Genomic DNA, 13167 nt, shown 5'->3' with positions numbered 1-13167 from the left:
GTGGGGGTGCGGCATGGGCGGGTGGATTAGTCTCGCTGGTCATGGAGGCATCCGACGACCGGCTTGAGTTGGTCGTCGATCCGGTCCGGCCCACCGGGCGCACGCTTCTGGCCGGCGGTGTGGAGCAGTCGTACGTGGATGTCGCTGATCCCACGTACCTGCACTTCGAGTATGTCCGTCGGATGGCCGCCGTCTGCGATCTCGCCGCGCCGGCCGGTGAACCGTTGGACGTGCTGCACCTTGGCGGCGGTGCGCTGACACTGCCGCGTTATGTCGCTGCGACCCGGCCCGGCTCGGCGCAGGTGGTCGTGGAGCGGGATCCGGCTGTGGTCGAGCTGGTGGCGCGCGACCTGCCGCTCCGGCCGGCCGGTGTCGAGGTTCATGTCGCGGACGCACGGGATGCGGTCGCCGCGGGCCCCGCCGGCGCGTACGACCTGGTGCTCGCCGACATCTATCGGGCGGCCCGGATGCCGCCGCACGTGGCCACCGTGGCGTTCGCTGCCGAGGTCGCCCGGGTGCTGCGACCGGACGGCATCTACCTGGTCAATGTCACGGACCTGCCGCCCCTGGCCCTGACCCGGGTGCAGGCGGCCACCCTGCGGGCGGTCTTCGCCGATGTGTGCGTCGTCGCCGACCGGCGGATGCTGCGCGGCCGGCGGTACGGCAACGTGGTGCTCGCTGCGGCGCCGCGCCTGCACCGACTGCCCGTGGCGCGCCTGGTGGTGCGGGCGCTGCGGGATCCGCTGCCCGGCGGCGTGCTGCACGGGCCGGCGCTCGACACGTTCATCGCCGGCGCCCGGCCGCGCACCGACGACGCCGAGGGTTGAACCCCGGATGGTGGCACGGTCGTGCGGACACCTCCCTCGTCCGGCGACCCGTTCACGGTGCCACCGCAACGGCCTCCGCACACCCCGCCGGATTTGACACCGCAATGGCTAGCGGTTATCTATTGGCGATCTAGATGAAGGGTGTGCCCTGGGTGCAGGACGTGGTGCTGGCCATGCTGGCGAAGGAGCCGACGCACGGGTACGAGTTGCGCAGCCGGATGCGTGACGCGCTCGGCCCGCTCGGCGAGGCGATGAACGCCGGGCAGATCTACGTGACGCTGGGCCGGCTGGCGAAGGCCGGGCTGGTGACCTCGGAGCGGGCCGAGGGCCTGCCGGACCGCCCCGACCGTCGGGTCTATGCGCTGACCCCGGCCGGGCAGCAGCGGGTCGGTGCCTGGCTGACCGAGGTGAGCTGGCCGAAGCCGGACCTGTCGGAGTTCCATCTCAAGCTGGTGGCCGCCGCGGCTGCCCGGCTGGCCGATCCCGTGGCGCTGGTCGACGCCCAGCGGCGGGAGGTGTTGCGCCGGCTGCGGGATGCCCAGCGGGCCGCGCTGGACCGGTCGGTGGATCCGGTTGCCGCGTTACTGCTGGAGGGTGTCGTGTTGCGGCTGCGGGCCGACCTGGAGTGGTTGGAGGCGTGCGAGCGCATGTGGACCGAGTGTGACCGGACTGGCTGGAAGGCGGGGGCGTGACCGGATCGACGATACTGCGGGCCCGCGGCTTGACCCGGCGATATGGCTGGGACAGCGGGCTGGTGCGCGCGGTCGACGACGTCGACCTGGACGTACCCGCCGGGCAGGCGCTGGCGGTCATGGGGCCCAGCGGCTGCGGCAAGTCCACGCTGTTGCACCTGCTTGGCGGGCTGCAACGCCCGACGGGCGGGCAGGTGTGGCTGGCTGGCCATCGGATCGACACGATGAGCGAACGGGCCCTGGCCCGGCTGCGGCGAGACACCGTCGGGTTCGTCTTCCAGGCGTTCCACCTCATGGACGAGCTCACCGCGGTGGAGAACGTCGAACTGGCGGCACTGCTGGCCGGTCAGTCGCCCCGCCGAGCGCGTCGGCGCGCCCTGCACTTGCTGGACCGGGTCGGGCTCGCCGATCGCGCCACGCACCTGCCCTCGGCGCTCTCCGGTGGCCAGCGCCAACGTGTCGCCATCGCCCGCGCGCTGAGCAACGAGCCGCTGGTGGTGCTCGCCGACGAGCCGACCGGCAACCTGGACAGCGCCGCCACCCTGGACGTGCTGCGGTTGTTCGAGGAACTGCGTACCGCGGGACAGACCCTCGTGATGGTCACCCACGACGCCCGGATCGCGGCGGTCGCGGACCGGGTGATCGCCATGCGTGACGGGGCGTTCGCCGACGACAGCCAACTCGTCAGTGCCACCGGTACCGGCCATCGCGGGTGGCGCTGACGTGGCCGGCCGCCTGTTGCTCGTGTGTCGGCTGCTGGTGCGGGATCTGCGCCGGCGTCGAACGGAGACGGCGCTGCTGCTGGTCGCCATCACCGCCGCTACCGCCACGCTGACCCTCGGCCTCACCCTCAACGACGTCGCCGACCGGCCGTACCAGCAGACCCGGACCGCCACCGCCGGCCCGGACGTGATCGTGACACCCCGGGCCACCGGCCAGGCCGCGTTGGACGAACTCGCATCGCTGACCACCGCGGCCGGCGTCACCGATCACAGCGGCCCCTTCCCGATCGCCTACCTGACGATGACGGCCTACGGTAAGTCCGCGCACACCGTCGTCGAGGGCCGGGACACCGCACCCGTAACGACCAACCGGCCCGCCGTGACCGACGGCACCTGGGTACGCCCCGGCGGCGTGGTCGTCGAGCGCGCCTTCGCCGACGCCCTCAGCATCCGCACCGGCGACACCGTCAACATCGGCGGCCATCCGCTGCGCGTGACCGGGACCGCGGTCACCGCCGCGAGAGCGACATATCCGTACGCCGGGTGGCACTACCCGGGCAGCATTCTGGTCGAGCGCGGCGGCCTGGTCTGGGTCGACCGCAGCGACATCGCCACGCTCGCCGGCGAACAGCCGCTGTCGTACACGCTGAATCTCAAACTCGCCGACCCGGCGGCCAGCAACACGTACACCGTCAGCGAGCAACTCACCACCTGGCAGGAGATCGGCCACCTCAACGGTCGGCTCTACCGCGACGCGCGAACGGTGTTGCTCGTCGGCAGTTGGCTGCTCACCGGCCTTGCGCTGGCCGGCGTCGCCGGCATCGTCGCCGGCCGGATCATCGGCCAGCGCCGCCGGGTGGGGCTGCTCAAGGCCGTCGGTGCCGGACCGGCCATGATCGCCGCCGTCCACCTCGCCGAGTACCTCGTGATCGGGCTTGCCGCCGCCGCCACGGGTTTGGCCGCGGGTTGGTTCGCCGCACCCGTGCTGATCCGCCCCAGCGCCGGACTCATCGGGTCCGTCAACGCCCAGCCCCCCGCGCTGCGCATGGTGATCGCCGTCGTGGCCCTCGCCCTCATGATCGCGGTGGCGGCGACCCTGGTACCGGTAATACGCGCCGCGGCCTCCAGCACCGCGCACGCCCTGGCCGACGCCGCAACGCCACCGCGGCGCCGGCGGTGGCGCATCTGGCTGTCGCGGCAGCTGCCCACCGCCCTGCTGATCGGGGTACGCATCAACGCGCGCCGACCGCGTCGTGCCCGGCTGGTCACCGTGAACACCCTGATCACCACGACCACGCTCGTCGCCATACTCATGGTCAACACCCGGGTAGTGCGCTTTGACCTCGGCTACACGCAACTTGCCAATCCCCGGTGGGAACGGGGCGAGCAGGCCATGCTCCTCCTCACCGTCGTGCTGTGCATCCTTGCGCTCGTCAACGCCGTGGTGAGCACCTGGACGGCGGTTCTCGACGCACGGCAGCCGCTGGCCGTCGCGCGGACGCTCGGTGCCACGCCCGCGCAGGCCGGCATCGGCCTGGCGGCAGCGCAACTGCTTCCCGCCATACCCGGCGTCGCCATCGGGACCCCGGCCGGCATCGGGCTTGTTGCCTCCCTCAGCACCGACGAGGTCCAGTACCCACCTGGTTCCTGGCTGCTCGCCACCGCACTCGGCGTCCTGTTCGCCATCGCCGCGCTCACCGCCATCCCCGCGATGGTTGCCACCCGGCGCCCGGTCGTGGACACACTCCGGTCCGCACCGAGCTGACAGCCGTCGGCGGCTGTAGGGCCGCTCGCGGCCCTACAGCCAAGCGAAAGCGCAGAGCAAGACGCGGTGCGGCCGGCAACTGTCGTACGGCGCCGATACGGTGCTGGCATGGTCACCGTCGCCGACGTCCGGGCGCTGGCGCTCACGCTGCCCCGCACCACCGAGCACCTGGTCCGCGACCGGGTGAAGTTCCGGGTTGGCGCGATCGTCTACGTGGCGTTCTCCCGCGACGAGACGACTATGGGTTTCGCTTTCCCCAGAGAGGAACGCGCCGCCCTGGTCGCCGCCGAGCCGGGGCTGTTCTTCCTGCCCGGCACGGCCGACCTGCGTTTCCAGTGGGTCTGCTGCCACCTCGACCGCCTCGAACACGATCGCATGACCGAGCTGGTGAGCGAGGCGTGGCGGATGGTGGTGCCGAAGTTCCTTGCCCGTCAGCGACTGGGCGAGTGACCGGGCCGGCAGCCCCGAAAGCAGATGACAGGAAGCTCACCGCGAAGGCGACCGAGGTCGCTGCGAGGAGTAGAGAGCGATGACCGAACGACTTGGCAGGGTGATCTGCGACATCACGGTCTCGGTCGACGGGTACTCGGCCGGGCTCCACCAGACCGAGGAACGCCCGTTCGGCGACGACGGCGGCGACGGCTCGGGCGGCAGGCTGCACTCCTGGATGTTCGACACGCCCGACGAGAACCGGGCCGAGGTCGACCAGATGACCACCGCCAACGCATTCATCATGGGGCGCAACATGTTCGGCCCGGTGCGTGGTGAGTGGGATCGGCAGTGGAACGGCTGGTGGGGCGAGGATCCGCCGTTCCACGCCCCGGTCTTCGTGCTCACCCACCACGCGCGGGGCCCGCAGCCGATGGACGGCGGCACCACGTTCTACTTCGTCACCGAGGGCATCGAGTCGGCACTGGCACAGGCACGCGCGGCGGCCGGCGACGGCGACGTCGCGATCGCCGGCGGCGCGACCACCGTCAACCAGTACCTTGCCGCCGGCCTGATCGACGAACTGCGGTTGCACATCGTGCCGCTCACCCTCGGTGCCGGCACACGGCTGTTCGAGGGCGTCCCGCCACTTGACCTCGAGCAGGTGAAGTCGCGGGCTACGACCTCGGTCACGCACCTGACCTACCGCGTGCTGTCCTCAGCTCAGGTGCGGCGCTGACGTGCCGCCTCGATCTCGGCGTGGTGGTCGACCGCCCAGCCGGCCAGCGCGGAGAGCGGCTCCAGCAGGCTGACGCCGAGTGGCGTCAGCCGGTACTCGACGCTCGGCGGCAACGTCGGAAAAACTTCACGTTCGACCAGGCCGTCGCTCTTCAAGGTGCGCAGCGTTCGGGTGAGCATCCGCTGACTGATGCCGTCCACCGCCCGATGCAACTCGTTGAACCGGTACGGCCGCTGGCCGAGCAAGGTGATCAGCAGCAGCGTCCATTTGTCGCTCACCCGCCGCAGCACGTCGGTGGCCGGACAACGCGCGTACTCGCCGGCCGGAACGGGATTCGGCAATCGATGGCTGCCCAGCAGGGTACGCACACCGGTGTTACTTGTGGCCATGAAAGTGCCTTCTTTCGCCTCCGCCGATCATCTGCCCAGGATGAGCCGGCCAGGGAAGAACGGTAGTGGAGGCGACATGGGAGTCGTGGTGGTCAGTGGCGGCACCAACGGAATGGGGCGCGCGTTCGCCCTCGGACGGGCCGAACGCGGCGACCGGGTTCTGGTGCTCGGCCGCAACCGCGAACGCGGCGAGGCGCTGGCGGACGGCGCTATCACCTTCGTTCCCGTCGACCTGTCCAGCGTGGCCGAGACCCGGCAGGTCGTCGAGCACATCCTCACCGAGTATCAGGTCGTGGACGCGCTGACGCTGTTCGCCAATGCCGTGGCGCCGCGTCGGATCGTGACCTCAGAGGGCCTGGAGCGCACGTTCGCGCTCTACTACCTCAGTCGCTATCTGCTCAGCTTCGGTCTGCGTGAAGCTCTGGACCGGGCTACCGCGCCGGTGATCGTGAACATTGCTGGCGTCGGCGTCACCAAAGGCGGGGTGCGCTGGGCTGACCCGCAACTGGCGTCGGGCTATTCGGCCGTCACCGCACAACTACAGGCCGGTCGTGCCAACGACCTGCTCGGTGTGGGCTTCACCCAGCAGTCCGGCAGCCGCGCCCGGTACGTGCTCTACCATCCCGGCTTCACCAAGAGCGGCGACCGTAGCGCGCTCCCGCTGGTCGTCCGCGGGCTGCTGGCGGCGCTGTCGGTGGCGGCCCGACCCGTCGCGGACTCGGTGGCCCCGATTCACCAGTTCCTCGACACGCCGCCGGCCGCGCCGCTGACCGCCGTCGACCGGAACAAGCGACTTCCGGCCAGCTTTCCCACGCTCGACCCGCAGAACGCCGAACGCTTGATGGATCTCACGGAGAAGCTGCTCAACTGAAACGCCATCCGTCACTCCGAACCGGCGCCGCCATGACGAACAAGGTCATGGCGGACCGGTACGACAGTTCCACCGCCGCCGTGCGGTGCTATCCGCAGTACCTCCACACGGTGCTGGTGGTGCCGTAGATTCCTCCGCCGTAGATCGCCCCGATGGATCCCGTCCACCGGATGCAGGTGCCGGCGGCGTAGCCGCTGGCCGCCGCGTAGTGGGCGTAGTTCCCCTCGTCCCGGACGGTCCTCATGCCCTGGCGCTCCAGGACGGCCTCGGTGTAGCTGGCGACGCCGTCTGCCCGGCCGACCCTGAGGGTGAGCACGCAGTTCTCCTGATAGCTGCTGCTCCACAACACATAGACCTCGCCCAAGGGCATGTTGTTCCGGTTGTCCCAGAGATCCTCCCTGGTGAGCACCGTGTAGGCGCCGTTCGGCCACCCGCACCCCAGCGCCGAGACGACGGCCTGGCCCAGGGTGTGTGCCGAGGCGGGCGAGGCCACGAACGTGACCGAGGCGAGCGCAAGGCCAAGGGTCAAACCGATACGTACGAGCACGCGGCGATAGGTCCGAGACATGAAGGTCCTCTCTGGTGCGGCTACGCCCACTGGACGTGGGCCGAATCCCCCGCCGGCTTGATCCCAGTATGCCGTGACATGCGCGCGTTGGCCTCGAGGCCCGATCCACTGTGGTCCGTCGGGCCCGACGCATCGCCGGATCGGAGTGTTGTGCACCAGCGTGGCGCGGTGGCGAGGGCGAGAAGCCGCACCCGCCACCGCGCCAGGCTTGTCACGGGCTCGGCGCGCCAACCACCGAGCGGCTGTCGTCAGCGGGGGAACGCCACCGGGCTGCGGTAACCGTCCCGGTTGACGGCGCGTACCCCGAAGAAGACGTTGTCCTTGGACAGGTCGACGGTCGCGGTGGTGACGTCACCCACCTCGATGACGTGGGTCCAGTCCGGCTCGGTCGTCTCCCGCCAGAGCACCTCGTAGCCGGCCAGGTCCTCCTCCGTGCCCCGCTGCCAGCGCAACGTGGTGTCGTTGGTGAGCCCGCTGGTGACCATCGTCGCGTTCTTCGGGGTGCCGGGTGCCTGGGCCAGCGACCACATCGCCGCCCCGTTGACCCGGGCGGCGCGGGTGATGTAGTCGAAGTCGCAGAACTCGGGTAGGTCGCCGTACTGCTTGCCGTCCACGACGCGGACATTCTGGTGCTGGTGGGCGAAGTCCTCGTTCGGCTCGGTGAACCGGCCCGCCGGCCAGCCCTCCTGGAGGAAGGGGATGTGGTCGCTGCCGCGCAGGTAGCGGTCCCGCCGGTAGATCACGCGAACCTGCATGCCAGTGACGCTGTGGGCGTTGACATCGGTGACGAAGCGGGCGAGCTGCCGGGACGCCCCGTCGTTCTCGCCACCGGTCGAGAGCCGGGTGGTCGCCTGCTGCGGCGTCTCGGAGGTCGGTACGCCCTCGGCGAAGAGCCGTACGGTGCGGTTGTCCCGGGCGCCGTCGTCGGCGGTGCTGCTGCCGACGATGTCGTTGCTGAACATGCCTTGCACGTCGACCCCGGCGGCCTTGAGCTGCTTGGCCATGTGGGTCGAGCCGTAGAGGCCCTGCTCCTCACCGGCGACCGCGGCGAAGATGATGGTGGCCTTGGTGGGCCGGGTGGCCAGCACCCGGGCAAGTTCCATGATCACCGCCACGCCGGAGGCGTCGTCGTCGGCGCCCGGTGCGTCGCTGACGGCGTCGTCGACGTTGCTGGCCCGGGAGTCGTAGTGCCCGGTGATGACGTACACCCGGTTCGGGTCGGTGTCCCCGCGCAGGGTGGCAATCACGTTGGTGATCTGGGTCGGCACCGGAATCCGGGAGGCCCGTCCCTGCAGGTAGGACTGGAGCTCGACGGTCATCCGGCCACCGGAGGCGGCGGCGTAGCCGAGCATTTCCTGGTAGATCCAGTCCCGGGCCGCGCCGATGCCACGCTCCGGGTCGGTCTGGCTGGACAGGGTGTGGCGGGTGCCGAACGCGGCCAGCCGCCGCACGATGGCCTCGATGCGCGCCTTGTCGACCTCGGCGAGGAGCCGCTTCAGCTCGTTGTCGGGATGCTGGGGCTTGGCCGGCTTGCCGGGTCCGTCGATGCGGTGTGCGCCGGGGGCCGCTGCGGCCGGAGCACCAATCAGAGGTACGGCCGCAGCGGCGGCAGCGGTGGCGGTGGCGGCGGACGCGGTCAGGAAGGTGCGGCGGGTGGACCTTGTGGGTTCCGCGCCGGCTGGCTGGGAGGACGTCATGGAATGATCGTGACCACCGGCAGGGATCGTTGTCCATATTTATTGATCGCTAAATCCGAGCCCGTACCCGGTCACCCGGCGCGTCCGGGTCGAAGGTCCTTCCGGGTGTGGGAGTTCGGCCCTGCTGCGTGGCTGGTCGGCGAGGCCACGATGTAGAGGTCGATGTCGGGTTGTTGACCTTTGGGAGTGTGGCGTGAAGCGCAGGACGCTCGACTTTCTGTTCAGTGTCGGTGGGTTGGGCCTTGCGGTCCTGTTGTTGGTCATCGGGATTGTGCTGACCTCGAACGCCAACTTCGCCAACGATTACGTGCGTGATCAGCTCGGTGCACAGAACATCACCTTCACACCGGTCGACCAGCTCGGTGAGGACGAGAAGAAGGTCGACTGTCTGGTGGAGTACGCGGGGGAGCGGCTCACCACGGGTAAGCAGGCGGAGTGCTACGCCAACGAGTACATCGGGCTGCATCTGAAGAACATGGCCGGCGGGAAGACGTACGCCGACCTGGGTGAGCCGCAGAGCCGGTTGCGTGAGCAGGTTGCCGCGGCGCAGCAGTCCAACGATCCGGCCTTGGCTGACCTGCAGGGGCAGTTGGCCGAGGTGAGTGCGCAGCGGGACACGGTGTTCAAGGGCGAGACGCTGCGTGGTCTGCTGCTCACGTCGTACGGCTTCAGTGAGATGGGGGCGAAGGCGGGGCAGGCCGCGACGGTGATGTATCTCGGTGCCGCGCTGCTTCTGCTGCTGTCGCTCGCCGGCCTGGTCCACGCGTTCCGCACGCCGCCCAGCCAGGCTTTCGCCGCTCCCACGTCCGAGCGGGTCGACACCGCGGTCTGACGGCGGCGACGTCCCCATCCTGCCGCCCCGGTCTCCCTGCGGAGACCGGGGCGCCTGGTCGGCGTGGTCGTCTCCGCCCCCGGTGTCGTCGGAGGCTGCCGGTGGACGTTGTCGCAGGCTGCTGGTAGACGTAAGGCATGACAAGGGCATGCGACCGTTACGCGGTTCGGCTGGGCCGAGCCTCCGACGCCACCGAGCTTGCGCGTCTACAGGCCGCGGTTCAGCTGCAGGCGGCGACCGGCGGCAAACCCCACCCCGGCATCGCCGCCTGGGTCGACGGCCTGCTGGCCGGTCATCCCTCGGTCGTACCCGACGATTTCCTGGTCGCCGAGGAAGTGGCCACCGGCCGCCCGGTGGCCAGCCTGGTCGGGTTGCGGCAGGACTGGAGTCTGGCCGGGGTGCGGCTGCCGGTGGTCCAGGTCGAGTTGGTCGGCACGGCACCGGAGCACCGCGGGAATCGACTCACCGACCGGCTGTTCGCCGCGCTGCACGAGCGGTGCGCGGCCGACGGCGTGCCGGTCCAGATGATCGAGGGGGTCCCCTACTTCTACCGGCGGTACGGCTACGACTACGCCTTCACCCACGGTGGCGCCGCAACGGTGCCGGCCGCCGCGCTGCCGCCCAGCGAGCAGGGCGGACCGGACGACGCCACAGCCGTCCTGACGGTCCACCCCGCCACCGTCGCCAACGCGGACGCCCTGGCCACCATCGACCGCCGGCTCGCCGAGGGCGAGGAGGCCCTGGTCTGCCCGAGGGACGCGGCGGTGTGGCGGTACGAGATCACCGGTCGTGGTCCGGCGGATTTCATCCGGCGGTCCGTCGCCGTCCTCAGGCACGGCGACGACGTGCGGGGCTACCTGGTCCACGGTGCCCGGCTCTCCGCCGCCGGCGAGTTGACGGTGTTCGCGGCGACCTGCGAGCGACCGGCCGACTGGCCGGAGGCCGCCGCCGCCATGTACGCGTACCTCGGCCGCGTCGGCCGGCGATACGCGGCGGCGGAGCAGCCGTTCGTCGCGGTCCGCCCCGCCCTCGACGCGGACCACCCGCTGGTCCGCGTCGGTCCGCCGGGCGTACCGAAGCGGCCCGCAGCCTGGTACGCCCGCACCGGCGACCCGGTCGACCTGCTCGCCCGGCTACGACCGCTGCTGGCCCGCCGCTGGCACGCGGCCGACCTGCGCTGGCGCGAGCCGGCACTGGTGATCGACACGTACGGCCGAGCGGCCCGGTTGGAGTTCACCGACGGTGAGCTGACGGCGGTGACGGCGGCGCGGGTCGCCGTGGACCCGACCACCGACCCGGACATCCACGCCGCCATCCCGCCGCACGCCTTGCTCCAACTCGCCCTCGGCCACCGCAGCCTGCCCGAGGTGCTCGACGCCTGGCCGGACTGCATCCTGCGGGACCGCCTGACCGAGCGCTTCCTGACGGTGGCGTTTCCCCGGGTACCGGTCCGGGTCTGGCCCCGCAACTGACCCCGGCGGGTAGTCAGGCGCTCGTGAGGATGACGAGTTGCTGGGTCGCTCGGGTCATCGCGACATAGCGGTCGACCGCGCCTTCGATGCCCGTGCCGAACGCCTCCGGGTCGATGAGGACGACCAGGTCGAACTCGAGCCCCTTCGCCAGCTCCGGGGTCAGTGACCGGACGCGGGACGTCGCCCCGAACGTGGGGTCGCCGATGACACAGGCGGTCCCGTCGGCATGCGCGGCGAGCCAGCTGTCGAGGATCGGGGTCAGATCGGCAGCAGATCCGCGTACGACGGGGATGTCGTTGCCGCGGATGGAGGTCGGCACGTTGGCGTCCGGAAGCACGGCCCGGATGACGGGCTCGGCTTCCGCCATGACCTCTTTCGGCGTCCGGTAGTTGATGCCCAGCGAGGCCAGGTTGATCCGGTCGAGCCCGATCCGCTCGAGCCGTTCCTGCCACGACTCCCGGAACCCGTGCCGGGCCTGGGCGCGGTCCCCGACGATGGTGAGACTCCGGGAGGGACAGCGCAGCAGCAACATCTGCCACTCCGCGTCGGTCAGTTCCTGAGCCTCGTCCACGACGATGTGCGCGAAGGGCCCGGCGAGCCGGTCCCGGTCACTGCCGGGCAGGCCGGCCTCGTCGACCAGCGAGTTCCGCATGTCCTGTCCGTGCAGCATCGTCAGCACGCCTTCACCGTCGTCATAGGCGTCGGCCTCGATCAGGTCGTCGATGACGGTGGCCATCCGGGCACGTTCGGCGGCGACAACGGCGTCGTGCCGGCGCTTACGCCCGGACGTTTCCGGGTCGCCGAGCCGCTGTCGTGCCGCGTCCAGGAGCGGCAGGTCGGACACCGTCCAGGCCCGGGGGTCGCCGCGCTGTAGCTGCCGGACCTCGTCGGGGCTGAGCCAGGGAGCGCACTTCCGGAGATAGGCGGGGACCGACCACAGGTCTGCGACGAGGTCGGCCGCGTCGAGCAGTGGCCAGGCGCGGTTGACGGTCGTGAGCAACTCCCGGTTCCGCAGCAGTTCCCTGCGGACCAGGTCTTCCGGCTCGTCGCCGTCGTACTTGTCCATCAGGATCGTGAGCAGCTCCGCCCAGATCTCGTCACGTGCCTCGTTGTGCGGGGTGCCGGGCCCCGCCGCCTCGAACGCCTCGGCCCAGTCGTCGGCGCTCAGCCAGATGTCGGACTCGTCGGTCATGACCGTCATTCCCTTGGCCGGCGGCTCCTCGTAGAACCGGACGGCCGCCTCGATCGCCTTCACCAGGTCGGCGGACGACTTCAGACGGGCCACGTCCGGGTCGGTCTCGATGGTTGCCGCGGCGCCCTCGGGAACGAGATCCCGCAGGGTGCAGGTCTGCACGTCCTCCTCGCCGAGGCTGGGCAGGACGTCGGCGACGTACGCCAGGTAGGGCTGGTGCGGGCCGACGAACAGCACGCCACCCCGGCGGTGACCGAGGCGAGGGTCGGCGTAGAGGAGGTACGCGGTGCGGTGCAGAGCGACGACGGTCTTCCCCGTACCCGGACCGCCGTCGACCACGAGCGCACCGCTCGATCCCGCCCGGACGATGGCGTCCTGGTCGGCCTGGATGGTGCCGAGCACGTCTCGCATCCGGCTCGTCCGGGTGCCGCCCAGGCTGGCGATGAAAGCGGACTGGTCGTCGAGCGCGGCGTGCCCGGCAAACCCGTCCGGGGTGAACACCTCGTCCCAGTAGTCGCTGATCCGGCCGAGGGTCCAGCGATACCGGCGGCGGCTAGCCAGACCCATCGGGTTGGCGTGGGTCGCCCCGAAGAACGGCTCAGCCGCGGAGGACCGCCAGTCGATCAACAGCCGACGGCCGTCGCGGTCAGTGAGACCGAACCGGCCGACGTACACCGGCTCGGGGTTGTCGGCGCTGACCATGCGCCCAAGGCACAGGTCCAGGCCGAAGCGACGGAGGGCGCGCAGCCGAGCGGTCAGTCGGTGGATCTCCATGTCCCGGTCCACCGCCTGCCGGCCCTTGCCGCCGGGCGCCCTGCGCTCGGCGTCGAGGCGGTCGGACAGGTCGGCGAACCGTTGCCCGAGGCTCTCCGCGATCGCCGCGAAATGCTGCTCGTCGCCGGCGATCAGCCGCGGGTCGGCCTTGGCGGAGAGGTTGTCGGGTAGATCAAACGCGCTGGTGGTCAGCGGGTT

The 13167-nt window shown here is 70.6% G+C and carries 13 protein-coding genes; 9 read left to right on the top strand and 4 right to left on the bottom strand.

Annotated elements, in window-relative coordinates:
- Positions 1 to 41: 41 nt before the first annotated feature.
- From C1I95_RS08860 to C1I95_RS08835, 6 genes are all read left to right on the top strand, one after another.
- Entirely contained in the window at positions 42 to 827 is a 786-nt protein-coding gene (locus C1I95_RS08860; RefSeq protein WP_199523657.1) for a spermidine synthase, read from the top strand.
- Positions 828 to 961: 134 nt separating this feature from the next.
- Entirely contained in the window at positions 962 to 1519 is a 558-nt protein-coding gene (locus C1I95_RS08855) for a PadR family transcriptional regulator (RefSeq protein ID WP_199523656.1), read from the top strand.
- Entirely contained in the window at positions 1516 to 2241 is a 726-nt protein-coding gene (locus C1I95_RS08850) for an ABC transporter ATP-binding protein (RefSeq protein ID WP_199523655.1), read from the top strand. Before C1I95_RS08855 ends, C1I95_RS08850 begins: the two co-directional genes overlap by 4 nt.
- 1 nt (position 2242) lies before the next feature.
- Complete coding sequence (locus C1I95_RS08845; protein WP_146605674.1) at positions 2243 to 4006, top strand: ABC transporter permease; 1764 nt, start codon at positions 2243 to 2245, stop codon at positions 4004 to 4006.
- Positions 4007 to 4114: 108 nt separating this feature from the next.
- Positions 4115 to 4456: an MmcQ/YjbR family DNA-binding protein gene (locus tag C1I95_RS08840; RefSeq protein ID WP_111213302.1), complete on the top strand. Its 342-nt coding sequence runs from the start codon at positions 4115 to 4117 to the stop codon at positions 4454 to 4456.
- A gap of 79 nt (positions 4457 to 4535) precedes the next feature.
- Positions 4536 to 5174, top strand: coding sequence for a dihydrofolate reductase family protein (locus C1I95_RS08835; protein ID WP_111213301.1), 639 nt, complete (start codon positions 4536 to 4538; stop codon positions 5172 to 5174).
- Here the strand turns inward: C1I95_RS08835 and C1I95_RS08830 are convergent.
- On the bottom strand, positions 5159 to 5563 hold the full coding sequence (locus C1I95_RS08830; protein WP_111213300.1) for a winged helix-turn-helix transcriptional regulator: 405 nt from the start codon (positions 5561 to 5563) through the stop codon (positions 5159 to 5161). The two genes, C1I95_RS08835 and C1I95_RS08830, sit on opposite strands and share 16 nt — an antisense overlap.
- A gap of 76 nt (positions 5564 to 5639) precedes the next feature.
- Here C1I95_RS08830 and C1I95_RS08825 point away from each other — a divergent pair, with 76 nt between their 5' ends.
- Positions 5640 to 6434 carry an SDR family NAD(P)-dependent oxidoreductase gene (locus C1I95_RS08825; RefSeq protein WP_111213299.1) on the top strand — a complete coding sequence of 265 codons (795 nt, stop codon included), beginning with the start codon at positions 5640 to 5642 and terminating at the stop codon, positions 6432 to 6434.
- Between the two features lie 88 nt (positions 6435 to 6522).
- Here the strand turns inward: C1I95_RS08825 and C1I95_RS08820 are convergent, their stop codons facing one another.
- Together C1I95_RS08820 and C1I95_RS08815 are read right to left on the bottom strand one after the other, a co-directional pair.
- A complete protein-coding gene (locus tag C1I95_RS08820) occupies positions 6523 to 6963 on the bottom strand; it encodes a hypothetical protein (RefSeq protein WP_111213298.1) in 441 nt (146 codons plus the stop codon).
- Positions 6964 to 7250: 287 nt separating this feature from the next.
- Positions 7251 to 8699 carry a M20/M25/M40 family metallo-hydrolase gene (locus C1I95_RS08815; protein ID WP_111213297.1) on the bottom strand — a complete coding sequence of 483 codons (1449 nt, stop codon included), beginning with the start codon at positions 8697 to 8699 and terminating at the stop codon, positions 7251 to 7253.
- A 193-nt stretch (positions 8700 to 8892) separates the two neighbouring features.
- Between C1I95_RS08815 and C1I95_RS08810 the strand changes: the two genes are divergently transcribed.
- Together C1I95_RS08810 and C1I95_RS08805 are read left to right on the top strand one after the other, a co-directional pair.
- The gene (locus tag C1I95_RS08810; RefSeq protein WP_111213296.1) at positions 8893 to 9531 is read left to right on the top strand and encodes a hypothetical protein; all 639 of its coding nucleotides are present in this window, start codon (positions 8893 to 8895) and stop codon (positions 9529 to 9531) included.
- 137 nt (positions 9532 to 9668) lie between these two features.
- The gene (locus C1I95_RS08805; protein ID WP_111213295.1) at positions 9669 to 11003 is read left to right on the top strand and encodes a GNAT family N-acetyltransferase; all 1335 of its coding nucleotides are present in this window, start codon (positions 9669 to 9671) and stop codon (positions 11001 to 11003) included.
- Positions 11004 to 11016: 13 nt separating this feature from the next.
- On the opposite strand, the gene helR is transcribed toward C1I95_RS08805, so the two are convergent.
- Positions 11017 to 13161 (bottom strand): RNA polymerase recycling motor ATPase HelR, encoded by a 2145-nt coding sequence (gene helR, locus C1I95_RS08800; RefSeq protein ID WP_199523659.1) that lies wholly within the window; start codon positions 13159 to 13161, stop codon positions 11017 to 11019.
- Between the last annotated feature and the right edge of the window lie 6 nt (positions 13162 to 13167).

The organism is Micromonospora craterilacus (genome assembly GCF_003236315.1).
GTDB classification, from domain to species: Bacteria; Actinomycetota; Actinomycetes; order Mycobacteriales; family Micromonosporaceae; genus Micromonospora; species Micromonospora craterilacus.
This window is presented reverse-complemented; position numbering and strand designations above follow the sequence as displayed.

Excerpts from the sequence above, each read along its gene's own strand:
- C1I95_RS08815 (WP_111213297.1), bottom strand. The coding sequence starts at position 8,699 with ATGACGTCCTCCCAGCCAGCCGGCGCGGAACCCACAAGGTCCACCCGC.
- C1I95_RS08840 (WP_111213302.1), top strand. The coding sequence starts at position 4,115 with ATGGTCACCGTCGCCGACGTCCGGGCGCTGGCGCTCACGCTGCCCCGC.
- C1I95_RS08805 (WP_111213295.1), top strand. The coding sequence starts at position 9,669 with ATGACAAGGGCATGCGACCGTTACGCGGTTCGGCTGGGCCGAGCCTCC.
- C1I95_RS08835 (WP_111213301.1), top strand. The coding sequence starts at position 4,536 with ATGACCGAACGACTTGGCAGGGTGATCTGCGACATCACGGTCTCGGTC.
- C1I95_RS08860 (WP_199523657.1), top strand. The coding sequence starts at position 42 with ATGGAGGCATCCGACGACCGGCTTGAGTTGGTCGTCGATCCGGTCCGG.
- C1I95_RS08855 (WP_199523656.1), top strand. The coding sequence starts at position 962 with ATGAAGGGTGTGCCCTGGGTGCAGGACGTGGTGCTGGCCATGCTGGCG.
- C1I95_RS08830 (WP_111213300.1), bottom strand. The coding sequence starts at position 5,563 with ATGGCCACAAGTAACACCGGTGTGCGTACCCTGCTGGGCAGCCATCGA.
- C1I95_RS08825 (WP_111213299.1), top strand. The coding sequence starts at position 5,640 with ATGGGAGTCGTGGTGGTCAGTGGCGGCACCAACGGAATGGGGCGCGCG.